Source organism: Streptomyces verrucosisporus (assembly GCF_017114865.1).
Lineage (GTDB): Bacteria > Actinomycetota > Actinomycetes > Streptomycetales > Streptomycetaceae > Streptomyces > Streptomyces fenghuangensis.
In genome coordinates this window covers 598,803-621,005 of sequence record NZ_JADEYH010000001.1, presented here as the reverse complement: position 1 = coordinate 621,005, position 22,203 = coordinate 598,803, and the positions used below count along the sequence as shown (strand labels likewise).

Annotated in this window: 25 protein-coding genes and 2 pseudogenes; 6 read left to right on the top strand and 21 right to left on the bottom strand. The window is 72.1% G+C overall.

Going from position 1 to position 22,203, the window contains the following annotated elements:
* Positions 1 to 192: 192 nt before the first annotated feature.
* A complete protein-coding gene (locus IQ279_RS02845) occupies positions 193 to 864 on the bottom strand; it encodes a DNA-3-methyladenine glycosylase (protein WP_206346618.1) in 672 nt (223 codons plus the stop codon).
* A 133-nt stretch (positions 865 to 997) separates the two neighbouring features.
* Between IQ279_RS02845 and IQ279_RS02840 the strand changes: the two genes are divergently transcribed.
* The 3 genes from IQ279_RS02840 to IQ279_RS02830 all read left to right on the top strand — a co-directional run bounded on the left by IQ279_RS02840 (position 998) and on the right by IQ279_RS02830 (position 3,322).
* On the top strand, positions 998 to 1,780 hold the full coding sequence (locus tag IQ279_RS02840; protein ID WP_206346617.1) for a sporulation protein: 783 nt from the start codon (positions 998 to 1,000) through the stop codon (positions 1,778 to 1,780).
* Positions 1,781 to 1,910: 130 nt separating this feature from the next.
* Entirely contained in the window at positions 1,911 to 2,450 is a 540-nt protein-coding gene (locus tag IQ279_RS02835) for a YbhB/YbcL family Raf kinase inhibitor-like protein (protein ID WP_206346616.1), read from the top strand.
* A gap of 362 nt (positions 2,451 to 2,812) precedes the next feature.
* The gene (locus IQ279_RS02830) at positions 2,813 to 3,322 is read left to right on the top strand and encodes an HNH endonuclease (RefSeq protein WP_206346615.1); all 510 of its coding nucleotides are present in this window, start codon (positions 2,813 to 2,815) and stop codon (positions 3,320 to 3,322) included.
* Between the two features lie 49 nt (positions 3,323 to 3,371).
* On the opposite strand, the gene IQ279_RS02825 is transcribed toward IQ279_RS02830, so the two are convergent.
* The 4 genes from IQ279_RS02825 to IQ279_RS02810 form a co-directional block, all read right to left on the bottom strand.
* Positions 3,372 to 4,139: a sulfite exporter TauE/SafE family protein gene (locus tag IQ279_RS02825; RefSeq protein WP_206346614.1), complete on the bottom strand. Its 768-nt coding sequence runs from the start codon at positions 4,137 to 4,139 to the stop codon at positions 3,372 to 3,374.
* Positions 4,140 to 4,239: 100 nt separating this feature from the next.
* Positions 4,240 to 5,211, bottom strand: coding sequence for an SPFH domain-containing protein (locus IQ279_RS02820; RefSeq protein WP_206346613.1), 972 nt, complete (start codon positions 5,209 to 5,211; stop codon positions 4,240 to 4,242).
* Between the two features lie 115 nt (positions 5,212 to 5,326).
* Positions 5,327 to 5,746: an NfeD family protein gene (locus tag IQ279_RS02815; RefSeq protein ID WP_206346612.1), complete on the bottom strand. Its 420-nt coding sequence runs from the start codon at positions 5,744 to 5,746 to the stop codon at positions 5,327 to 5,329.
* 21 nt (positions 5,747 to 5,767) lie between these two features.
* Complete coding sequence (locus tag IQ279_RS02810) at positions 5,768 to 6,559, bottom strand: ABC transporter ATP-binding protein (RefSeq protein WP_206346611.1); 792 nt, start codon at positions 6,557 to 6,559, stop codon at positions 5,768 to 5,770.
* A gap of 108 nt (positions 6,560 to 6,667) precedes the next feature.
* Between IQ279_RS02810 and IQ279_RS02805 the strand changes: the two genes are divergently transcribed.
* Positions 6,668 to 7,450 carry an Rv1486c family protein gene (locus IQ279_RS02805; protein ID WP_206346610.1) on the top strand — a complete coding sequence of 261 codons (783 nt, stop codon included), beginning with the start codon at positions 6,668 to 6,670 and terminating at the stop codon, positions 7,448 to 7,450.
* Positions 7,451 to 7,547: 97 nt separating this feature from the next.
* Here the strand turns inward: IQ279_RS02805 and IQ279_RS02800 are convergent, their stop codons facing one another.
* From IQ279_RS02800 to IQ279_RS02785, 4 genes are all read right to left on the bottom strand, one after another.
* Positions 7,548 to 7,754: a chaplin gene (locus tag IQ279_RS02800; protein WP_206346692.1), complete on the bottom strand. Its 207-nt coding sequence runs from the start codon at positions 7,752 to 7,754 to the stop codon at positions 7,548 to 7,550.
* Positions 7,755 to 7,962: 208 nt separating this feature from the next.
* Positions 7,963 to 8,616, bottom strand: coding sequence for a response regulator (locus tag IQ279_RS02795; RefSeq protein ID WP_307792067.1), 654 nt, complete (start codon positions 8,614 to 8,616; stop codon positions 7,963 to 7,965).
* Positions 8,609 to 9,748, bottom strand: coding sequence for a GAF domain-containing sensor histidine kinase (locus tag IQ279_RS02790; RefSeq protein WP_206346609.1), 1,140 nt, complete (start codon positions 9,746 to 9,748; stop codon positions 8,609 to 8,611). Before IQ279_RS02790 ends, IQ279_RS02795 begins: the two co-directional genes overlap by 8 nt.
* Before the next feature lie 209 nt (positions 9,749 to 9,957).
* A complete protein-coding gene (locus IQ279_RS02785; protein ID WP_206346608.1) occupies positions 9,958 to 12,504 on the bottom strand; it encodes an FHA domain-containing protein in 2,547 nt (848 codons plus the stop codon).
* Positions 12,505 to 12,796: 292 nt separating this feature from the next.
* On the opposite strand from IQ279_RS02785, the gene serB reads away from it, so the two are divergent.
* Positions 12,797 to 14,041: a phosphoserine phosphatase SerB gene (gene serB, locus IQ279_RS02780; RefSeq protein ID WP_206346607.1), complete on the top strand. Its 1,245-nt coding sequence runs from the start codon at positions 12,797 to 12,799 to the stop codon at positions 14,039 to 14,041.
* A 108-nt stretch (positions 14,042 to 14,149) separates the two neighbouring features.
* On the opposite strand, the gene IQ279_RS02775 is transcribed toward serB, so the two are convergent.
* The 11 genes and pseudogenes from IQ279_RS02775 to IQ279_RS02735 all read right to left on the bottom strand — a co-directional run bounded on the left by IQ279_RS02775 (position 14,150) and on the right by IQ279_RS02735 (position 20,528).
* Positions 14,150 to 14,671, bottom strand: a complete 522-nt coding sequence (locus IQ279_RS02775) for a SixA phosphatase family protein (protein ID WP_206346606.1) — start codon at positions 14,669 to 14,671, stop codon at positions 14,150 to 14,152.
* Between the two features lie 88 nt (positions 14,672 to 14,759).
* Complete coding sequence (locus IQ279_RS02770) at positions 14,760 to 14,975, bottom strand: hypothetical protein (RefSeq protein ID WP_206346605.1); 216 nt, start codon at positions 14,973 to 14,975, stop codon at positions 14,760 to 14,762.
* Positions 14,976 to 15,173: 198 nt separating this feature from the next.
* Positions 15,174 to 15,818, bottom strand: a complete 645-nt coding sequence (locus IQ279_RS02765) for a TetR/AcrR family transcriptional regulator (protein WP_206346604.1) — start codon at positions 15,816 to 15,818, stop codon at positions 15,174 to 15,176.
* Positions 15,819 to 15,827: 9 nt separating this feature from the next.
* Entirely contained in the window at positions 15,828 to 16,115 is a 288-nt protein-coding gene (locus IQ279_RS02760; RefSeq protein ID WP_206346603.1) for an amidohydrolase family protein, read from the bottom strand.
* Positions 16,106 to 16,474, bottom strand: coding sequence for an enoyl-CoA hydratase/isomerase family protein (locus tag IQ279_RS02755; protein WP_206346602.1), 369 nt, complete (start codon positions 16,472 to 16,474; stop codon positions 16,106 to 16,108). The genes IQ279_RS02760 and IQ279_RS02755 overlap by 10 nt, the downstream gene beginning before the upstream one ends.
* Before the next feature lie 83 nt (positions 16,475 to 16,557).
* Positions 16,558 to 17,325, bottom strand: coding sequence for an amino acid ABC transporter ATP-binding protein (locus IQ279_RS02750; protein WP_277402471.1), 768 nt, complete (start codon positions 17,323 to 17,325; stop codon positions 16,558 to 16,560).
* A 13-nt stretch (positions 17,326 to 17,338) separates the two neighbouring features.
* Positions 17,339 to 17,728: pseudogene (locus IQ279_RS27705) on the bottom strand (amino acid ABC transporter permease); the annotation flags it as partial.
* Positions 17,729 to 17,747: 19 nt separating this feature from the next.
* Positions 17,748 to 17,915, bottom strand: a pseudogene (locus IQ279_RS28755) (ABC transporter permease subunit); the annotation flags it as partial.
* A gap of 84 nt (positions 17,916 to 17,999) precedes the next feature.
* Positions 18,000 to 18,803 (bottom strand): ABC transporter substrate-binding protein, encoded by an 804-nt coding sequence (locus tag IQ279_RS02740; protein WP_206346601.1) that lies wholly within the window; start codon positions 18,801 to 18,803, stop codon positions 18,000 to 18,002.
* A gap of 275 nt (positions 18,804 to 19,078) precedes the next feature.
* Positions 19,079 to 19,195, bottom strand: coding sequence for an SGM_5486 family transporter-associated protein (locus IQ279_RS28430; protein ID WP_277402470.1), 117 nt, complete (start codon positions 19,193 to 19,195; stop codon positions 19,079 to 19,081).
* Positions 19,196 to 19,211: 16 nt separating this feature from the next.
* A complete protein-coding gene (locus IQ279_RS02735) occupies positions 19,212 to 20,528 on the bottom strand; it encodes a CynX/NimT family MFS transporter (RefSeq protein WP_241027394.1) in 1,317 nt (438 codons plus the stop codon).
* A 106-nt stretch (positions 20,529 to 20,634) separates the two neighbouring features.
* Here IQ279_RS02735 and IQ279_RS02730 point away from each other — a divergent pair, with 106 nt between their 5' ends.
* Positions 20,635 to 21,315 carry a FadR/GntR family transcriptional regulator gene (locus IQ279_RS02730; RefSeq protein WP_206346599.1) on the top strand — a complete coding sequence of 227 codons (681 nt, stop codon included), beginning with the start codon at positions 20,635 to 20,637 and terminating at the stop codon, positions 21,313 to 21,315.
* A 105-nt stretch (positions 21,316 to 21,420) separates the two neighbouring features.
* Here the strand turns inward: IQ279_RS02730 and fabI are convergent, their stop codons facing one another.
* Positions 21,421 to 22,200: an enoyl-ACP reductase FabI gene (gene fabI, locus IQ279_RS02725; RefSeq protein ID WP_206346598.1), complete on the bottom strand. Its 780-nt coding sequence runs from the start codon at positions 22,198 to 22,200 to the stop codon at positions 21,421 to 21,423.
* Positions 22,201 to 22,203 lie beyond the last annotated feature (3 nt).

Below are 22,203 nucleotides of genomic sequence, written 5' to 3'. Positions count from 1 at the left end.
GTTCACTACCTTAGCGGATCTCTCCGGCGACTCATAATCGAGCCATTCGGATCGCTTTTCCGTACGCTTGAGCGCAACGGAAACGACCCCCGAATCGGGGAGTCCGTATCTGGTGGTGTCCGCTCCGGGCCTCTCTCACGCGACCTGTCCGGTCGCCGTGGATCTCGTCCCGTTCCAGCGGCTCGGCCCACATTAGACCTCGGTCGGACCAGCGTCAAGCCGCGCCCGGCGGCGACGTGGCTGATGCGCCCGGTACGGGCTGACCGAGGGGTTGCCGGTGATCCAGTAGCGCCACGGGTGTAGCGCTCCCTCACCTCCCACCCCGGTACGCGGACCGTTCCGTACACGGCCCGGGGAAGTCGGCGCACCCGCCAGGACACGGAGCGGGGCGTCCCCGTCGCCGCCGCAGACATCGGTGCCGTTGAGCACACGGTCCACGCCCAGAGCAGTGGCCAGGCGGGCGGGTCCCTTGGCCAGCTCGTTGTCGTCACGTGCCTTCGGCCGCCGCCGCCGCGCGTGCTCGTGGCCGGTCAGCACCTCGCCGGCGCGCAGCAGCACACCGCTGGCGGTGCCCTCCTCGTCGCAGACCAGGTTCAAGCAGTGCCACATGCCGTAGGTGAAGTAGACGTACGCGTGGCCAGGAGGGCCGAACATCACTGCGTTGCGCTCGGTGCGGCCCCGGTAGGCGTGCGACCCCGGGTCGATGCGGCCCGCGTACGCCTCGACCTCGGTCAGCCGGACCTCGATCGGGCCCTCGTCGGTCATACGGACCAGGACACGGCCGAGCAGGTCCGGAGCGACCTCCAGAACGGGCCGGTCGAAGAAGGCGCGGGGCAGGGGCTTACGGTCGTGGTCGGCGCTCACGCCTGCCGAGCGTAGTGCAGCCATCGGGTAACAACTGCGGACGGCGGCCCTGGTCGGCGGAACCGTCCGGCAGACTTCGGGCGTTCATAGGGATCGGCACGACATACAGGCCAGGGCCTGGGGGAGGAAGAACATGGGCTTCAAGAAGCTGTTCGCGAGTGTGGGCATAGGCGGGGCGTCGGTGGAGACGGTGCTGACCGAGCCTAACGTGGTTCCGGGCGGCGTCGTCCAGGGGGAGGTGCGGATCCAGGGCGGATCTGTCGCCCAGGAGATCCAGGGGCTGTCGGTCGGTCTCCAGGCCCGTGTCGAGGTGGAGAGCGGGGAGGAGGAGTACACCAGGAACGTCGAGTTCCACCGTATGCAGCTCGGCGGTGCCTTCGAACTCCAGCCGGGCGCGGTGCACACGGTGCCCTTCGGGCTGGAGGTGCCGTGGGAGACCCCGATCACCATGTTCATGGGCCGCCACCTGACCGGGATGAACATCGGGGTGACGACGGAGCTGGCGATCGCCAAGGCGGTGGACTCCGGTGACCTCGACCCGGTGAACGTCCACCCGCTCCCCGCCCAGCAGGCGATCCTGGACGCCTTCGGGGCCCTGGAGTTCCGCTTCAAGAGCGCGGACATGGAACAGGGGCACATCCGCGGCACCCGGCAGAAGCTGCCCTTCTACCAGGAGATCGAGTTCCTGGCCCCGCAGCAGTACCGCGGGCTGAGCCAGGTCGAGCTGAGCTTCGTCGCGGATGAGCACGGGATGGACGTCGTGCTGGAGATGGACAAGAAGGCCGGTCTGTTCAGCGAGGGCAGCGACACCTACCGCTCCTTCACCGTGGGTCTGTCGGACTTCCAGCAGACCGACTGGGCCGCCTATCTCAACCAGTGGCTGGCCGAGGTCGGCGGCAGGCGGAACTGGTTCTGACGGGCTCGGGCGTTCTTCGCGCGGGGCGCGGCCCGGTGCCGCACCGGGCCGCGCCCCGCGCTGTCCGGAGGGCCGGGATCGTTAGGCTGGCCGGTGCAGCGATGTCGCGCTACCGAGGAGGTTTTCCCACGTGACCGAGCAGAAGCGGCGCCCGCTCCCCCACGACTTCCACCCTCCGGTGCCGTCGTTCACGGTCGTGAGTGACGATGTCGTGGAGGGCGCCCGGCTGAAGCCCGATCAGGTCCACGCCGAGGGCAACTCCTCTCCCCACCTGCGCTGGGAGGGCTTTCCGGAGGGGACCAGGAGCTTCGCCGTCACCTGCTACGACCCCGACGCGCCGACCGGCAGCGGTTTCTGGCACTGGTCGGTGTCCGACATCCCGGCGACCGTGACGGAGCTGCCCGCGGGCGCCGGCACGGGTGCGATGAAGGGTATGCCCGCGGAGGCGGTGCACGTCCGCAACGACTACGGCACCCGTGACTTCGGCGGGGCCGCGCCGCCGCCCGGGGACGGCCCGCACCGCTATGTGTTCACCGTCTACGCCGTGGACACCGAGAAGCTGGGCGTGGACGCGGACGCGTCGCCCGCCGTGGCCGGTTTCAAGCTGCGGTTCCACACGCTGGCCCGCGCACAGCTGATCGGTGAGTACGAGGTGTCCGCCGAAGGCTGAGGAACGGGCCGGGCCGGAACGAGGGCCGTTCCGCGGCCGGGAAAAGCCTTTGCGCCCCGTCGTCTCCGGATCGCACAGTGGTGGCCGGGCAGTCGGCACCGCGGTGGCGGGGGGCGGCGGGGCGCGCTCGCTCCCGCCGTCCGCCGGAGCCCGTCGGGGACGGGCGGCCGCGTCGGCTGCCCCTACCGTCCCGCCCGCTTCCGCTCCCGGGACTTCCGCCCCACTTTCCGGCATCCGCGTCATCCGGGTGTCGCCGCGTTCCCGTCTCCCGTACACCGTGCGGAAATTGCGTTGTCCACCCGGTTGGGCAGCGGCACAGTGGTCCCACCCCGCCGCGGGGGCGGGTGCCGGAGGTGGATGGGATGCGCGAGACGCTGGTGCTCAACGCCGGTTTCGAGCCGCTGTCGACGGTGTCGCTGCGGCGTGCGGTGGTGCTGGTGATGCAGGACAAGGCCGTGGTGGAGCAGGCGCACCCCGGGTTGCGCGTACGGGCGGCGCGGGTGGACCTACCGGTGCCGCAGGTGATCAGACTCCGCAGATACGTACGGGTCCCGTTCCGACAACGGGCGGCGTGGTCGCGGCGCGGGGTGCTCGTACGGGACCGGCACCGGTGCGCCTACTGCGGGCGCCGGGCGACCACGGTGGACCATGTCGTGCCGCGTTCGCGCGGGGGTGGCGACACCTGGCTGAACACGGTCGCGGCGTGTGCGGAGGACAACCACCGCAAGGCCGACCGCACGCCCGCTCAGGCCGGCATGCGGCTGCTGACACAGCCGTTCGAGCCGACGCCGGCGGATGCGCTCGTCCTCGCGCTGGGGCTGCGGGACGGTGAGACGCTCCCGGAGTGGCTGACGCTGCCCGCCTCCGCATGAGGCTCCCGGTGGGGCCGCCGTGTGCGGTGGCCGGCCCGGTCGGTCCGGCTCAGTTCAGTACGAGCTGGACGATCGCCGCCGCACCGACGACCACGATGACCGCGCGCAGGGCGGTCGGCGGCAGTCTGCGTCCCAGCCGGGCGCCGAGTTGTCCGCCGACCGCCGAGCCGACCGCGATGAGCAGGACGGCGGTCCAGTCGAAGTCGGCGACGAAGAGGAAGAAGACCGCGGCCGAGCCGTTGACGATCGCGCCGAGGATGTTCTTGACGGCGTTGATCCGCTGGAGGTCGTCGTTGATGAGCAGGCCCATCAGCGCGAGGTAGATGACGCCCTGGGCCGCGCCGAAGTAGCCGCCGTACATGCTGGCCAGGGTCATGCCGCCGAGGAGTGCGGGGCCGCCGTGGGGGTGGGTGGCCCCGCCGTCGCGCTCGCGGCGGCGCCGGATCGCGCGGGCCAGTCGCGGCTGGGCGACGACGAGCACCAGGGCCAGCGCGATGAGGACCGGGACGATCATGTCGAACGCCGCGGAGGGCAGTGTGATCAGCAGTGCGGCCCCGGTCACCGCTCCGACCAGGGCCGCGGCGCTCAGGCGCAGTACGCGGCCGCGCTGTCCGCGCAGTTCCCTGCGGTAGCCGATGGCTCCGCTGATGGAGCCGGGCACCAGGCCCAGTGTGTTGGAGACGTTCGCGGTGACGGGCGGGAGCCCGACCGCGAGCAGCACGGGGAAGGTGATCAGGGTTCCCGAGCCGACGATCGTGTTGATCGTGCCCGCTCCTATGCCGGCGGCGAAGACCGCCAGCGCCTCCCAGATGTCCACGCGCAACGCCCCTCAGCCGGTCGGTGTCTTGTGCACCGATCATGCCCGAGGGGCGTGGTCGCGGTGTATCCGGGTGCGGTGCGGGATGCGCGGGGTGTCGTCAGTCGATCGGCGGCTGTTCCCGGCGCTTGGTCAGACTGGAGCGGCCCGCGCCGCCGTCGCCCGAGGAGCCGCCGGAAGGGGCCGCGGGGCCGGTTCCGGGGCCGAAGTTGCCCAGTGCGCCGCCGAGCCCCTTGAGTGCGTCCCCGATCTCGCTGGGCACGATCCACAGCTTGTTGGCGTCGCCTTCGGCGATCTTGGGGAGCATCTGGAGGTACTGGTAGGACAGCAGCTTCTGGTCCGGGTCACCGGCGTGAATGGACTCGAAGACCGTGCGGATCGCCTGGGCCTCGCCCTCGGCCCGCAGCGCGGCGGCCTTGGCCTCGCCCTCGGCCCGCAGGATGGAGGACTGCTTCTCGCCCTCGGCGGTGAGGATCTGCGACTGGCGCACGCCCTCGGCCTGGAGGATCGCGGCGCGCTTGTCGCGGTCGGCGCGCATCTGCTTCTCCATCGAGTCCTGGATGGAGGTCGGCGGCTCGATCGCCTTGAGCTCGACGCGGTTGACGCGGATGCCCCACTTGCCGGTGGCCTCGTCCAGGACGCCGCGCAGCGCCGCGTTGATCTCCTCGCGGGAGGTGAGGGTGCGCTCCAGGTCCATGCCGCCGATGATGTTGCGCAGGGTGGTGACGGTGAGCTGCTCGATGGCCTGGATGTAGCTGGCGACCTCGTACGTCGCGGCCCGTGCGTCGGTGACCTGGTAGTAGATGACCGTGTCGATGTTCACGACCAGGTTGTCCTGGGTGATCACCGGCTGGGGCGGGAAGGGGACGACCTGTTCGCGGAGGTCGACGCGGTTGCGGATGGTGTCGATGAACGGGACGACGATGTTGAGGCCGGCGTTCAGTGTGCGGGTGTAGCGGCCGAAGCGCTCCACGATCGCGGCGCTGGCCTGTGGAATGACCTGGATCGTCTTGATGAGTGCGATGAAGACCAGCACCACCAGGATGATCAGCACGATGATGATGGCGTCCATCGTGGCTCCCCCTGCGTTCCTAGGATTTCACGCTGACCGGGCTGACCAGCGCGGCTGACTGCGCCGTCGGCGTCGCCGGCGGTTGTGACCGCTGTGACCGTGCGGTCACCCGCCATCACATCACGACGGCGGTCGCCCCGTCGATCTCCACCACGTCCACCTGGTCGCCGGGCTCGTAGGACGCGCTCGCGTCGAGGGTGCGCGCGGACCAGACCTCGCCGGCGAGCTTGATGCGCCCACCGGAGCCGTCGACCCGTTCGAGCACTACGGCCTGACGTCCCGTCAGCGCGTCGACGCCGCTTCGGTGTTCGGGACGCTGCCGCATGCGTCTGGCGACGGGGCGGACGACGAGGACCAGCGCGGTGGAGACCACCACGAAGACGACCACCTGGGCCGTCAGCCCCCCGCCGAGCGCCGCGACGGCCGCGGCCGCGACGGCGCCCACCGCGAACATGCCGAACTCCGGCATGGCTGTGAGTACGAGCGGGATTCCGAGTCCTACGGCGGCGATCAGCCACCACACCCATGCGTCCACACCGCCATGGTAGGGCCCGGGTCAGCCGAGCGGGAGACCCTGCGCGGTCCAGCGGCCGCCGTTGTACTCCACGACCAGGGGGAGGCCGAAGCAGCGCGAGAGGTTGGCGGAGGTCAGCTCCGTCTCGACCGGCCCGGCGGTGAGCACCCTGCCCTGGCGGATCATCAGGACGTGGGTGAAGCCCGGGGGGATCTCCTCGACATGGTGGGTCACCATGATCATCGAGGGGGCGTACGGGTCGCGGGCGAGCCGCCCCAGCCGGCGCACCAGGTCCTCACGGCCGCCGAGGTCGAGTCCGGCGGCGGGCTCGTCCAGGAGCAGCAGCTCGGGGTCGGCCATCATCGCGCGGGCGATCTGGGTGCGCTTGCGCTCTCCCTCGGAGAGGGTGCCGAACCTCCGCTCGAGGTACTCGTTCATCCCGAGGCGGTCGAGGAAGGCCAGGGCGCGCTGCTCGTCGACCTCGTCGTAGTCCTCGCGCCAGCCGGCGGTCATGCCGTAGGCGGCGGTGAGGACGGTCTGCAGCACCGTCTGGTCGCGCGGGAGCTTCTCGGCGAGCGCGCTGCTGGCCATGCCGATGCGCGGGCGCAGTTCGAAGACGTCGACGGCGCCGAGCTTCTCGCCCAGGACGGTGGCTGCGCCGGAGGTCGGGAACAGGTAGCTGGAGGCGACGTTGAGCAGGGTGGTCTTGCCGGCGCCGTTGGGGCCGAGGATGACCCAGCGCTCCCCCTCCTTCACCGACCAGGAGACGTCCTCCACCAGAGCCCGACCCTCGCGGACCACGGATACGTCCACCAGCTCCAGTACATCGCTCATGGCGCGTTGTCTCCCATTGCAGTCGCGGCTGTCGCCTGTGCCTGTGGGCACAGTCCCCAGGGAAAACCTACGCCACCTCTTCCGCGCGGCTGTCCTTAGGCTGGGGGCATGCTCGAAGAACCTCGTTCCGGGCGGCTGGCCGCCTGGGGAAATGCCCTGTTCGCCGGAGTGGTGTCGCCCGACGACGCCGCTTCGCGCATCGTGGGCGACGACACGGTGCACCGCGTGGCGGGCCTGCCGGGCGAGTCCGGTGAGGTGGGTCTCACCCTCGCGCTCGGCCGGCTGCGCGCCTCGGGGGTGACCGGTCTGCGGCTGGCGCTGCCCGCACCGGGGCATCCGCTGGGGCTGAGCGGGCCGCCCGGGTTCAACGCCCGTGCTCTGGACGCCGGGGAGGCCGTGGTCGGGACGGGTGCGCCGCTGGGGCTGGTGCCGCTGGTGCGTGAGGCCGGTCCGCGGGGCGATGTGCACACCGAGGTGGTGTGGCACTGCCTTCCGGTGCGCGAGGCCCCGCCCGCGGACGTGCCGTCCCTCGGGGAGGCCGAACGGGAGCTGGCCGAGGCGCTGCGCGAGGCGACCGAGGTGCTGACGCGGCTGGACGTGGCCGGTTCCGGCCCGGTGGCCGCGGCGGCGCTGGAGGCGTACCGGGCGCGGGCGGAGGCGGGGCGCGCTCTGCTCGCGCCAGGCTATCCGCCGCGCGCGGTACGCGTTCTGGAGCTGGCGCAGCGGGTGGGCGCGCTGGTGGAGATCGCGGGCGGGCCGGAGCACGGCGGCGCGGTGAGCGCGGGGGCGATGGCGGCGCGAGGCGAGGCTCTGCGGCCGGTGGAGCGTACCGCCAGGCGGGCGGTGGTGGCCGCGTACAACGCGTATGTGGAGGAGCGCGAGCGGGGCTGAACACGGGAGCCGGCCTCCCGGTCGGGCCCGGGAGGCCGGCGGTGCGGGACGGGCGGACGCGGGCGGAGCCGCCCGCCGCGCCCGCTCGCGCGCGTGCTCAGGCGTTGGCGCAGGCGTTGCCGAAGGCCGGGTTCAGCAGGCCGATGATGTTGACGGTGTTGCCGCAGATGTTGACCGGCACGTGGACGGGCACCTGGATCACGTTGCCCGAGCCGACGCCGGGCGAGTGGGCGGCCGCGCCCTGTGCGCCCGAGCTGGCCGAGGCCGCGCCCGCACCGGCGGCGACGAGCCCGCCGGCCACCATCGCGACGGCGGTGACCCTCTTGAGGTTCTTCACTTCTCGATCCTCCTTGCGTTCGCCGCGGCCGGTCGCCGCGGCACGCACTGGAGAACGGGCCGGGACCTGTTGCGATACGCCACACCGGTGACATACACACGTTCGTATGAATTTAGGCATGGATCTCCGTCGGAGGGAGGTGGAGGGGCCGGGACGAGGACGAGGCGCCCGCCCGTCAGCCGGCCGTCCCGTGCCGGACGGCCCACAGCGCGGCCTGGGTGCGGTCGGCGAGGTCCAGCTTCATCAGGATGTTGGACACGTGCGTCTTGACGGTCTTCTCCGACAGCACCAGACGGCGCGCGATCTCCCGGTTGGAGCGTCCGTCGGCTATCAGCGCGAGCACCTCGCGCTCCCGCTCGGTCAGGGAGGTGCCCCGGCCCGGTCCGCCGCCGGCCCCCTCCTGGCCGAGCAGGGCCCGGGCGACCTCCGGCTGCAGCAGGACGTGCCCCGCGTGCACCGAGCGGATGGCCCCGGCCAGCGCGTCGGGGTCGATGTCCTTGTAGACGTAGCCGGCGGCGCCCGCGCGCAGTGCGGGGACGACGGTGCGCTGCTCGGTGAAGCTGGTGACGACCAGCACCCGAGCCGGGTTGCCCAGTTCACGCAGCTTGCGCAGCGCCTCGACGCCGTCCGAGCCGGGCATCCTGAGGTCCATCAGGACGACGTCGGGCCGCAGCTCCTCGGCGCGGGCCACGCCGCCCGCCCCGTCGGCGGCCTCGCCGACCACCTCGATGTCGCCCTGGACCTCGAGGAACGTACGCAGTCCCCGGCGCACGACCTGGTGGTCGTCCACCAACAGGACTCTGATCACCTCGCCGGCCGCTTCAGCCACCGGGCACCTCCATCTCGATCACCGTGCCCCCGCCGGGCTTCGATTCCACCCTCAGCGTGCCGCCGACCCCGTCCGCCCGGTCGCGCATCGACACCAGGCCCAGGCGGCGGCCCGCGCGGCGGACCGCCGAGGGGTCGAAGCCGCGTCCGTCGTCGGCCACCCGCAGCACGGCACCCGTACCGCGGCGGGCGAGGAGGACGGTGACGCGCCGGGCGCCGGAGTGCCGCAGAGCGTTGTGCAGGGCCTCCTGCGCGACTCTCAGCAGCGCCTCCTCCTGGGCGGCGGGCAGCGCCCGCACACCCTCCGCGCCGAAATCGACACGGGCGCTGTGCGCCCGGTCCAGGACCTGCACCTGGCTGCGCAGGGCGGCGACCAGTCCGTCCTCCTCCAGGGCGGCGGGACGCAGTTCGACGACGGCGGCCCGCAGCTCGTCGGCGGCCTCGGCCGCCAGCCCGGCGACCCTGCGCAGCTCCTCCCTGGCGCGGTCCGGGTCCCGGCCGACCAGGGCGGTGGCGGCCTGGGCGGTCAGGCGCAGGGAGAACAACTTCTGGGAGACCGCGTCGTGCAGTTCATGGGCGATACGGGCGCGCTCCCCGGCGATGGTCAGCTCGCGGCTGCGCTCGTAGAGACGGGCGTTGGTCAGCGCGATGGCGGCGTGCTCGGCGAGCAGGCGCAGCAGCTCCTCGTCCTCCCCGGTGAAGCCGCAGCCCTTCCCGGGGCTCTCGCACCTCTTGTTGGCGAGGAAGATCGCCCCGAGCACCTCCTCGCCGTCGGCGACCGGCATGCCGATGAAGTCGGCCATCTCCGGGTGGGCGTCGGGCCAGCCCTCGAAGCGCGGGTCCCGGCGGACGTCGGCGAGCCGCTGCGGAGAGGCGTCCCGCAGCATGGCGGCGAGGATGCCGTGCTGGCGGGGCAGCGGCCCGATCGCCCGCCACCTCTCGTCGCTGACCCCGGCCACCACGAACTGCGCGAAACCGCCGTGGTCGTCCGGGACGCCGAGGGCGGCGTACTCGGCGTCCAGCAGCTCGCGTGCGGATGTCGTGATCGTCTGCAGGACCTCGCGGGCCTCCAGGCGGCGGTTCATGGCGAGCAGGGCGGCGCTGACGGCCGCCAGCCCGGTTCTCGGGAGCATGCGGTCACGGTACCGGCGGGGTTCGCGGGGCGGATCGGCCCGCCGCCCGGGGGTGTCGGGGCGGTGGTCGTAGGACCGACGGCGGACGCACCGCCGTCCGGTGCCCGGCGGCTCCCGCGTCCCTCCCGCCCCCTGACGGCCCCCGCCCCGCCGGAAGGATCCGGCGGGGCGGGGGTGGCACATGTGCCGCGCGGCCGCGCGGCACAGGCTCATTTGCGCATGACCTCCGGCTCATGGCGGCGCAGCAGGCGGGCCACCGCGAAGCCGCAGGCGACGCCGATGGCGAGCAGGATCAGCATGTCCATCACCCACACCCCCGTGGCGTGCTCCCACAGCGGGTCAAGGTTGGTGGGGTTCTCGCGGTCCCAGGGGGCCATGGTGCGCGACAGGTCGACGGTGGCTCCGGTGGCCGCGACCGCCCAGCGCGAGGGCATCAGCCAGGCGACCTGCTCGATGCCGGGCGCGTCGAAGACCTGGAAGAGCACGCCGGTGAAGACCAGCTGGATGATCGCGAAGCCCACCAGCAGGGGCATGGTCATCTCGGATGTCTTCACCAGCGAGGAGATCACCAGGCCGACCATCATGGAGGTGAGGCCGAAGGCGATGATCCCCACGCACAGCTCGACGGCCGTGGGCATGATCAGGCCCTCTTCGGGCAGTTCGCGCACCGAGAAGCCGATGGCGCAGATGATCACGCCCTGGAAGGCGGTGATCATCCCCAGGACGATCACCTTGGACATCAGATAGGCGGACCTGGACAGGCCGGTGGCCCGTTCCCGTTCGTAGATGACCCGTTCCTTGACCAGCTCGCGCACCGAGTTGGCCGCGCCGGACAGACACATGCCGACCGCGAGGATCAGCAGGATGGTGCCCGCGTGCTGGTTGAAGCCCGCCGGGTTGCGTGTGAGGCCGTGGTCGGTGGGGATCACCGTGCTGACCACGCCCAGGATCACGGGCAGGACGACCATCAGGGCGAGGAAGCCCTTGTCGGAGGCGATGACCGACGTGTAGCGCCGGGTGAGGGTCCACAACTGGGACCCCCAGCTCTGCGGCTTGGGCGGGCGGGACGCCGGCGCGGGCGGTGCCGCGTACTGCGCGTACTGGGGGGGCGCCTGCTGCGGGGCGGCGGTGTCGAGGTCGGCGGCGTAGAGCCGGTAGTGCTGCGAGCCCTGCCAGCGGCCGATCCAGTCGTAGTCACGGTAGTTCTCGAAGGCCGAGAAGACGTCCGCCCAGCTCTCGTAGCCGAAGAAGTTCAGGGCCTCCTCGGGCGGGCCGAAGTAGGCCACACCGCCGCCGGGTGCCATCACCAGAACACGGTCGCACAGCGCGAGCTCGGCGACGGAGTGGGTGACCACCAGCACGGTGCGGCCGTCGTCGGCCAGCTCCCGCAGCAGCTTCATCACGTCGCGGTCCATGCCCGGGTCCAGGCCGGAGGTCGGTTCGTCCAGGAAGATCAGGGACGGCTTGGTGAGCAGTTCCAGGGCGACCGAGACGCGCTTGCGCTGGCCGCCGGAGAGGGAGGTGATCTTCTTTCCGGCGTGGATGTCGAGCTTGAGCTCGGCCAGCACCTCCTCGATCCGCGCGTTGCGCTCGGCCTCGGCGACGTCGCCGGGGAAGCGCAGCTTGGCGGCGTAGCGCAGGGCGGTGCGGACGGTCAGCTCCTTGTGGAGGATGTCGTCCTGCGGGACCAGGCCGATGCGCTGGCGCAGCTCGGCGAACTGCTTGTAGAGGTCCCGGTTGTCGTAGAGGACCTCGCCGACGTCGGCCGGGCGGTAGCCGGTCAGGGCGCGCAGCAGTGTGGACTTGCCGGATCCGGACGGGCCGATGACGGCCACCAGGGACTTCTCGGGCACGCCGAAGGTGACGTTGTTGAGGATCACCTTGCCGCCGTCGACCTTGACGGTCAGATGACGGGCGGAGAAGGAGACCTCGCCGGTGTCGACGAACTCCTCGAGCCGGTCGCCCACCACCCGGAAGGTCGAGTGGCCGACGCCGACGATGTCGTCCGGGCCGAGGAGCGCCGTGCCCGACTTGGGCAGCGGCTGGCCGTTGACGTACGTGCCGTTGTGGCTGCCGAGGTCGCGGATCTCGAAGCGGCCGCCGGGGGCGGAGCGGAACTCCGCGTGGTGGCGGGAGACCTGGAGGTCGGAGACGACCAGTTCGTTCTCCAGCGCGCGGCCGATCCGCATCACCCGGCCCGTCGGGAGCTGGTGGAACGTGGTCGGGTTGCGGTGGTCCCCGTGGAGCGGGGGGCCCGCCTGCTGCGGGGCGCCGCCGTGCGGGGGGACCGCGCCCTGGGGAGACTGCGGCGCGTACTGCTGCGGCACCGGCTGCTTCACGTGCTGCGGGGCCTGCTGCTGCGGAGCCGGGGCCTGGGCCAGCGGCTGGTGGCCCCAGCCGGGGCCGCCCTGCGGCTGCGGGGCGGGCGCCGCCTGCGCGAGAGCGCCCGCGGGAGCCGCCGCGGGCCGACCGGAGAAGGCCAGTCGGGGCCCGTCGGTGGCGTTGCCGAGATGCACCACCGAACCCGCGCCGACCTCCAGCTGCTGGACGCGCCCTCCCTGCGCGTACGTGCCGTTGGTGCTGCCGTGGTCCTCCAGGAGCCAGCTCCCGCCGCCCCAGCGCAGTGTGGCGTGACGCCAGGAGACCCTGGCGTCGTCGACCACGAGGTCCCCCTGCGGATCGCGTCCGAGGGTGTAGGACCTGGACGGGTCGAGCGCCCAGGTCCGTCCGTTCAGTTCCAGTACGACTTCCGGCACTCCATGCCCCACAAAGTTGTCCCCCGAGCTACCCCCTGTATGAGGGGGCTAGGGATGGTGAACGATCGTGGGGGAACTATTCCAGGCTCCGCGGCAGGACATGAAGTCGCCCCCGCCGGATGGTTGCCGAACCGCTACGGTCCGCTCCCCGGCCGCCGAAAGGGGCGGGCGAGGGGGCGGGGAAGCGGCGGCGCCGGAGGCGCGGACCGTCTCGGCCGGGCCTGACCGGGGCTGTCCGGGGTACGGACGTGCGTACGGAACCGCTTCGGTGCTCGATACCGTAGGGATCATCATGAGCGCTTCGCAGACCCCGCCGCCCGTCCCCGCCGCCGTCACCGCCGGAACGGACGCCGACACCCCCACCCTCCTGGTGAAGATCTTCGGCAAGGACCGGCCGGGCATCACCGCAGGTCTCTTCGAGACACTGGCCGCCTACTCGCTGGACGTCATAGACATCGAGCAGGTCGTCACCCGCGGCCGCATCACCCTGTGCGCCCTGGTCACCACGCCGGGCGGGGGCGGCGCCGAGGGCGGGCTGCGGGCGACCGTGCACTCCTGGGCGGAGTCGATGCGGCTCCAGGCGGAGATCATCTCGGGCCGGGGCGACAACCGGCCGCGCGGCACCGGCCGCTCCCACGTCACCGTGCTCGGCCATCCGCTGACCGCCGAGGCCACGGCCGCCATCGCCGCCCGGATAACCGGTGTCGGCGGCAACATCGACCGGATCTTCCGGCTGGCCAAGTACCCGGTCACGGCGGTGGAGTTCGCGGTGTCCGGCACCGGGACGGAGGAGCTGCGCACCGCCCTGGCCCCGAAGGCGGCGGCCCTGGGTGTGGACGTCGCCGTCGTCGCCGCCGGGCTGCACCGCCGGGCGCAGCGCCTGGTGGTGATGGACGTGGACTCCACGCTCATCCAGGACGAGGTGATCGAGCTGTTCGCGGCGCACGCCGGCTGCGAGGAGAAGGTCGCCGAGGTGACCGCCGCCGCGATGCGCGGCGAGCTGGACTTCGAGCAGTCGCTGCACGCCCGGGTGGCACTGCTGGAGGGGCTGGACGAGTCGGTCGTGGACAAGGTGCGCTCCGAGGTCCGGCTCACGCCGGGGGCCCGCACCCTCATCCGCACGCTCAAGCGCCTGGGCTATCAGGTGGGGGTGGTCTCGGGCGGTTTCACACAGGTCACCGACGACCTGCGGGAGCGGCTGGGACTGGACTTCGCCTCGGCCAACACCCTGGAGATCGTGGACGGGAAGCTGACCGGCCGGGTCGTCGGGGAGGTCGTGGACCGGGCGGGCAAGGCCCGGCTGCTGCGCCGCTTCGCGGCGGAGGCCGGAGTGCCGCTGGCCCAGACCGTGGCGATCGGGGACGGTGCCAACGACCTGGACATGCTCAACACCGCCGGACTCGGGGTCGCGTTCAACGCCAAGCCGGTGGTGCAGGAGGCCGCGCACGCCGCGGTGAACGTCCCGTTCCTGGACACCGTGCTGTATCTGCTGGGCGTCACGCGCGAGGAGGTCGAGGCGGCCGACACCTCGGTCTGAGTCCGCCCGGCGCGGCGCCCGCGCGGACACGCGGCCCGCCGGAGCGGAGTGAGTCCGGACCGGCGGGCCCTGCACCGTCCCACGCCGCCCGGAGTCGGCCGTGCGGTGTCAGTCGTGCGGCGCCCAGTGCGCCTCGAGGCGGCCCGTTCCGAGCTCCACGGACTTCCAGGAGCCGGTGAAGGAGACCACGGCCGCGGCGGAGGTGGGGAAGCCGATGTGATCGAGCCGGCTCCTGGCGTCCTCCTCGGCCTCTCCGGCGAGGGCGTCGGCCATGGCGTGCATGCCGGGGTTGTGGCCGACGAGCATGAGGTCCACGACGTCGTCCGGCACCTCGTTGACCACCGCGATCAGCTCGCCCAGCGAGGCCTCGTAGAGCCGCTTCTCGTAGACCGTCCTCGGCCGCTGCGGCAGTTCGTGGACGACCAGCTTCCAGGTCTCGCGGGTGCGGGCGGCGGTGGAGCAGAGGGTGAGGTCGGGGAGGATGCCGCTGGCGGCGAGCCAGCGGCCGGCGGCCGGTGCGTCCCTGCGCCCCCGTTCCGCGAGGGGCCTGTCGTGGTCCGCCACGTCGTCGGGCCAGTCGGCTTTGGCATGTCGGAGGATGACGATCCTGCGTGACACATCGGCGCTCATGCCTCCAGCTTCGCACGAACGGCGGCGTGTGGCGCGGGGGGTTGGCAACCCTCCCCGACCGGGTGACCTCACGGGTGGAGGCGGCCGGTCAGCGGGACAGGAGCCCCCAGAGCCGGCCCAGCAGATCCGCGAGGTACCCCCGGGACCCGGCGTCGGCGGCCTCGGCCTCGCCCGCGCCTGCGAGCAGGGCGAGCAGCACCGCGAAGGCGATCACGGGCAGCGCCGCGGCCCACCACGGCAGCCGTGCGTCCGCGCCGCCGGCCGCCGGCCGGGGGGTGTGCCGGGTGGGTGCGTGGGCCGTCATCGGGCTCGCCTCCGTCGTCTTCCGTGGCGTCTTGGCGGTGTGCTCCGACGCTACGGACCGCGGGGCGGCCGCTCCATCCGGTGATCCACCCATTGCCCCCTGAGTCCATCCCCCTAGGGGATGGTGGGGCCTGCCTCACCACGGGCAAAGGGACGCCTCGGGAAACCCGGGTCCCGGCGGGCGGGCGCGGCCGGGCCCTCACGCCCGGGTGACCAGATCGCGGAACCAGTCGATCGGGGGAAGGTCGAGGTCGTCCAGCCGGACTCGGTGGGCACCCAGCCGGGCCTCGACCTGGGCGAGGACGAGATCGGCGTGCACGGCGGCTATCCGGTCGAGGTCCAGCTCGCCCTCCTCGGAGTACCAGTAGGCGACCCCCGTGCACGTCGAGAGCAGCGCGAACCGGGTCACCCGGAGGTCGGGCACCGACATGCTGCTCTCGGCCAGGCCTGCCACGAGCAGGTCCCCCCACAGCTGCTCGTACTCGTCACGCAGGGCCACCACGGCCTTGCGACTCGCCTCCCCCAGCGATCGCAGTTCCCGGTCGACCACGACCGTCTCGGTCCGGCGCAGTCCATGGGCGAGGACGTGCATCACGGTAAGCGCGGCCAGCCCCTCGACCGGCGAGCCGACCCGCGCCAGCACGGTGCGCGCGTCGCCGTTCAGCCGCTCCAGGGACTCCCTCATCAGCCGGACCAGCAGGTCCTCCTTGCCGTCCATGTAGTGGTAGAGGGTCGCCAGCGAAATCCCCGCGCCCGCGGCGAGGTCCCTGATGCCGGTGGCCTGGAAGCCGCGGGTGGCGAACAATTCCAGCGCACTGGACCGAAGACGCGCGTACGAGGACATGGGCCAACCCTAAGCCAGGACGCCGAGGTCGTGAACGGCCCGCCCGCCAACGGCCGTCGCCAGCACGTCGATTCCCGGCAGCTCGTCGGCGGGCACCCGGGTGGGGTCCCGGTCGAGCACGGTGAAGTCGGCCAGGTACCCGGGGGCGATCAGCCCGCGGGACCGTTCGGCGTGCGCCGCGTGGGCCGAACCGACCGTGTAGCAGCGCAGGGCGGTCGCCACGTCGACCCGTTCGCCGGCGTCCAGCGTCCGGCCGCCGAGCGTGCGCCGGGTCCGCAGGCCAGGGCCTATTCGCATCCGGCGCCCACGGCCCAGCCGTGCACCGCCGCGATCACCGGTACCGGGCCGCGCTTGATGGTCCGGGTGACGTCCTGCAGCCGTTCCAGTCGTTCCCTGGCCTCCAGCGGGTCTTCCGCCGGGGCCGGTTCCTTGAGGTCGTGGCCGCTGCAGAAAGCCCGGCCGGCCCCGGTGAGCACCACGGCCCGCGCGCCCTCGGCGACTGCTCGCCTCACGGCGGCGGCCAGTTCGCGGCTGACCTCGTCGGTGACCGCGTTGAGACGGTGCGGACGGTGCAGTTCGACCACGGCCACCGGCCCGGTCCTGTCGTACCGCACCGGCCGCCGTTCCCGGTGGCCCGTCTCCGTCAGTGTCGACATCCTGTCCTTCTGCTTTCTTCCCTGTCGTGCCGCATGGTCGGGTCGCGTCCTTCGCCGGGGTCCGCCGGCGCCGCCGCGCCCGTTCAGACCGACTCCACCTGTCGGAGGAAGGCCCGGCCCCGCTCGCTGCGCGGGTTGTCCAGCACCGCGGTCGGCGGACCCTGTTCGGCGATTCCGCCGTCGGCCATGAGGACCACCCGGTCGGCGACGCTGCGGGCGAAACGCATCTCGTGGGTCACCGCCACCATGGTCATCCCGGAGTCGGCCAGGTCCCGCATCACCGCGAGCACCTCGCCGACCAGTTCGGGGTCGAGTGCCGAGGTGGGCTCGTCGAAGAGCATCACCTTCGGGCGCATGGCCAGCGCCCGTGCGATGGCCACCCGCTGCTGCTGCCCGCCGGACAGGCTCATCGGGTAGCGGTCGGCGAACTCCTTCAGTCCGACCTGGTCCAGCAGTTCCAGTGCGATGTCCCGGGCCTGGCGCGGGTCCCGGCCGGCCACCTTGACCGGGGCGGTCGTGACGTTGTCCAGGACCGACTTGTGCGGCCAGAGGTTGAAGTGCTGGAACACCATTCCCACCTGGCGGCGCATCAGGTTGAGCGACTTCTCGTCGTACCGCAGCTCCCGGCCGTCGATGACGATCTCGCCGGAGTCGATCCGCTCAAGTCCGTTGACGCAGCGCAGCAGTGTGCTCTTGCCGGCTCCGGAGGCCCCGATCAGCACGACGACCTCGCCGGTTCCGATGTCCAGGTCCACCCCGTCCAGCACGGTGTGCGCGCCGAAGGACTTGCGGATGTTCCGCATGCGCACCAGCGGGGGGACGTCCTGCGGGGCGGTGTCGGGATGTGGCATGGGATGCCGCCTCTCAGATCGCGTAGCGGGTGTGCCGGCGCTCCAGGCGGCGCAGCAGTGCCGTCAGGAGCATCACGACGGCCAGGTAGTAGACGGCCGAGATCAGGTAGTACGTCAGCGGCTCGTAGGTCGCGGCCGCCAGCTTCTGCGCCTGCCTGAACAGGTCGGGGACCGTGATGAACGAGGCCACGGCGGTGTCCTTGACCGCGATGACGAACTGGTTGCCCAGAGACGGGAGGATCGAGCGGAACGCCTGGGGCGCCACCACGATCCGCAGCGCCTGTGTCCGGCTCATGCCCACGGAGCGCGCCGACTCGGTCTGTCCCCTGGGCACGGTCTGCACACCGGAGCGGAAGATCTCCGCCATGTAGGCCCCGGTGGGCACGGTGAGTCCGATCACCGCCGACCAGAAGGACGAACAGTTGCGCCACCAGGGGAGTCCCCCTGATCAGGGCGAGGTAGCCCTGCGCCGGCCAGCGCAGGGCGGCGAAGCGGCTCATCCTCGTCCAGGCGACGACCAACCCGACCGCCAGGGCGAACACCACCGCCAGTGCGGCCAGCGACAGGGTGATCTTCAGCCCTTCGAGCATGAGCGGAAGGGAACGGCTGATGCCGTCCAGGACAGACATGGCGGGGTTCTCCTCGGCAGCCGGGTCGGACGTCTGCGGGACCGGTCAGGAGCGGGTGTCCTGGCTGATGTCGGTCCCGAACCACTTCTCGCTGAGCCGTGCGTAGGTGCCGTCGTCCCTGATCTCGTCGAGGGCCTTGTCCACCTCGGCGGTGAGTTCGGGGTTGCCCTTCTGGCTCGCGATCGCCGCGGGGTCCGGGAAGAGGACCTCGCCGGTCGGCTTGACGTCGATGCCTGCCTGCTTGATCTGGTACAGCCCCAGCAGCTTGGTGGTGATCGCCGCGTCGAGCCGGCCGTTGGACAGCTCGGTCAGCATCTCGTTGTCGCTGTTGTAGGTCTTCACCTCCGCGACTCCGGGCTGCTTCTGGGCGTACTCCTCGAACGTCGTGCCGAGCACCACGCCGACCTTGGCGTCCTTCAGGTCGTCGGCCGAGGCGACCGCGGAGTCGTCCTCGACGAAGAGCTGAGCGCCGGAGACGTAGTACTCGCCGGTGAAGTCGACCTGCTTCTTGCGTTCTTCGGTCGGTGACATCGAGCCGACGATGAGGTCGTACCGCTTGGCCTTCAGTCCGGCGACCAGCGAGTTGAACGGGCCGGTGACCGGGTTCGGCTCCAGGTCGAGCCGCTCGGCGAGTTCGTTGCCGAGTTCCACGTCGAAGCCGGCGAGTTCGCCGTCGTCCTCGAAGTAGTTGAACGGCCGGTACTGGCCGCTCATGGCGAATGTCAGCTTCCCGTCCTCGACGAGCCGGTATCCGCGTTCCTCCGCCTCGGCGGAGGAACCGCCGCACCCGGTGGTCAGGGCCGCCGCTATCAGGCAGCCGGTCAGCGCCGCCGCCGTTCTCCTGGTCACACGTCCTGCAGATGACGTCCGCATGGCCGAGCCTCCACGTTCTGCGAACCGAAACCGATCGATCGATCGGTTTCGCGGAAACGTACTGACCGGTTCCGGGCCTGCCAATCCCCCGGAGCACCGGAAGACAGGGACACCGGGGCAGGGAACCGCCCTCCGTCCACCGCGGACCGTGCGGCGCCCCGGAAAGCCCGTACGCCCCTCCACCGGGCGGTGGAGGGGCGTACGGACGGGTCGGCGCGGCGGCGGGAGACCCGGAGGGCCTCGGCGGAGGCTTACGGGGCGATGACGGAGGCGAGGACGCCGATCACGATCGTGACGCCGAGCATCGCGCCGAGGACGAGGAGCAGCTTCCTCTGGCCGTTGGGCGGGTTGGGTTCGAGCACTGGCATGCGCCCAGTGTCGCACTCAGCCGCCGTCCTCGACGCATCGGTCCCGGCCCGCCACCAGGCCCACCGCGAGCTGGGCGGTCATCAGGGCGGCCATCAGCGCCAGGGGGGCGTGCCAGCCCCCGGTTCGCTGGTGGAGGGTCCCGACGAGCAGCGGCCCGGGAACGGCGATCAGGTAGCCGGTGCCCTGGGCGAAGGCGGAGAGCTTGGCGACCCCGGCACCGGTCCGCGCCCGCATCCCGATCATGGTGAGTACGAGGGGGAAGGCGCAGTTGGAGACGCCCAGCAGCAGCGCCCAGGCCCAGCCCCCCTGCGCGGGGGCGAACCACAGCCCGGCGTATCCGCCCAGTCCGCAGCAGGCCAGGACCGCGACGAGGGGGCCCTGGTGGCCGAGCCGGGCGGCGATCCGCGGCAGCACGTAGGACAGGGGGATGCTCATCCCCATGGTGACCGCCAGCAGCAGGCCGGCGGTGGGGGCGGGGACCCCGGCGTCGCGGAAGATCTGCGGCAGCCATCCCATGACGACGTAGGCGGCGGTGGCCTGGAAACCGAAGAAGACTCCGAGCGACCAGGCGGTGACGGAGCGGGTGATGCGGATCCCGGGACCGCTCCCACCGGCCCCGGCCCCGGCGCCCGCCCCGGCGTCGGCGGGTACGGCGGTACGGGCGCCGGCGCCGCGCACGACCGGCGCCCACACCAGCAGGGCCAGGGCGCCGGGCAGCGCCCACATCCCGAGCCCGAGGCGCCAGTCGCCCTCCAGCGCCCGGACCGCCGGGACGGTGAGGGCGGCGGCCGTGGCGGTACCCACGGAGAGCGCCATGGAGTACAGGCCGGTCATCGGGCCGATCCGGTCGGGGAACCAGCGCTTGACGACCACGGGCATCAGGACGTTGCCGACCGCGATGCCCGCCAGCGCCAGCGCGCTGGAGGCCAGGAACCAGGCCGTTCCGCCGGCGAGGGGGCGCAGCGCCAGCCCGGCGGTGACGGCGGCCATTCCGGCGAGCACCACGGTGGCCGGGCCCCAGCGGCGGGCCAGCCGGGGCGCGGCGCCGCCGAAGACGGCGAAGCAGAGGGCGGGCGCGGAGGTCAGCAGCCCTGCGACGGTGCCGTTCATCGCCAGCGCTTCGCGGACCTCCGCCAGGAGCGGGCCGAGCGCGGTGATGGCGGGGCGCAGGTTGAAGGCGGCGAGGACGACGCCCGCGACCAGCAGCCGCCGCGCCCACGGGGAGGCGCTCGCGGCCGCGCCCGGCGAAGCGCCGGGGGTGGTGCGGGTGCCTACGCTGTCCGGGTTCCCCCCTTCGGCCCGGCGATCGATGGTCACGGGATCGTCAGCCATGACATGCATCATAGAATCATCGGATGAATTGAGGCCACTTGGTGCGCCTCTCCGCTCATCCGCCGTACCCGCCTTACCCACCGCACCCGCCGACCCGGGAAGTGCCATGCCCCTGACCTCACCCCGCCGCTCCGCACTGGCCGACCAGGTCATCGACGCCCTGCGCGACCAGATCACCTCCGGCGAGTGGCCGGTGGGCTCCCGCATCCCGACCGAGCCCGAGCTGGTCGAGCAGCTCGGCGTGGCCCGCAACACCGTACGCGAGGCCGTACGGGCCCTCGCCCACAACGGACTGCTGGACATCCGGCAGGGCTCGGGCACCTATGTGGTGGCCACAAGCGAACTCGCCGGAGTGATGCACCGCCGCTTCGCGGACGCCGATCCGCGCGACGTGGCCGAGCTGCGCTCGGCGCTGGAGGCCGAGGCCGCACGGCTGGCCGCGCACCGCCGTACCGAGCAGGACCTGCGCCAGCTGCGGACACTGCTGCACCGGCGCGAGGCGGCCTGGGAGACGGGCGAGGTCGAACGCTTCGTGGAGGCCGACGTCACACTGCACCTGGCGATCGTCAGGGCGTCCCACAACGAGGTGCTCACCGCGCTCTACGCCGACCTCGGCACCGTCGTGCGCACCTTCCTCCGCAACGACGTGGGCGAGGAGCTGCGCTCGGAGGGGTACCTGGACCACGGGCGGCTGGTGGAAGCCATCGCCGACCGCGACGCGGAGACGGCCGCGCGGGAGGCGGGCTCGTACGCCCGGACCTGCCGGGGCTCCGGCGCCCGCGACTGACCCCGCGCCCGGCCTCCCGCCCCCGGCGCGACACCTGCGGCGAGCCGCCCCCGGTCCCGGCGCGGGACCGGGGGCGGCCCCGGGGTTCCTTCGGTCGCGGACGCGCTACGCGCCCATCATGTGGACGCCGCCGTCCACGTGCACGATCTCGCCGGTCGTCTTCGGGAACCAGTCCGAGAGCAGGGCGACGACGCCGCGCGCGGCGGGCTCGGGGTCGGTGAGGTCCCAGCCGATCGGGGCGCGGGTCTTCCACACGTCCGCCAGCTCCTCGAAGCCCGGGATGGACTTGGCGGCCATGGACTTGATGGGCCCGGCCGACACCAGGTTGCAGCGGATGTCCTTGTGCCCCAGGTCGCGGGCGAGGTAGCGGGAGGTGGACTCCAGGGCGGCCTTGGCCACGCCCATCCAGTCGTACTTGGGCCAGGCCACCTGCGCGTCGAAGTCCATGCCGACGACCGAGCCGCCGCGCTTCTCCAGCAGCGGCAGCAGGGCCATGGTCAGCGACTTCAGGGAGTACGCCGAGACCTCGACGGCCGTGGCGACCGATTCCCAGCCGGTGTTGAGGAAGTTGCCGCCGAGCGCGTCCTGCGGCGCGAAGCCGATGGAGTGCACGACACCGTCCAGCCCGACGCCCTCGCCGAGGTGCTCGGCGACCTTGCCGGCCAGGGTGTCCAGGTGCTCGCTGTTCTGCACGTCCAGCTCGATCACCGGGGCCTCCTTGGGAAGCCGCCTGGCGATGCGCTGCACCAGCGTCAGCCGCCCGAAACCGGTGAGGACGACCTCGGCGCCCTCCTCCTGCGCCAGCCGGGCGACGTGGAAGGCGATCGAGGAGTCGGTGAGCACCCCGGTGACCAGGATGCGCTTTCCGGCGAGAAGTCCGCTCATGAC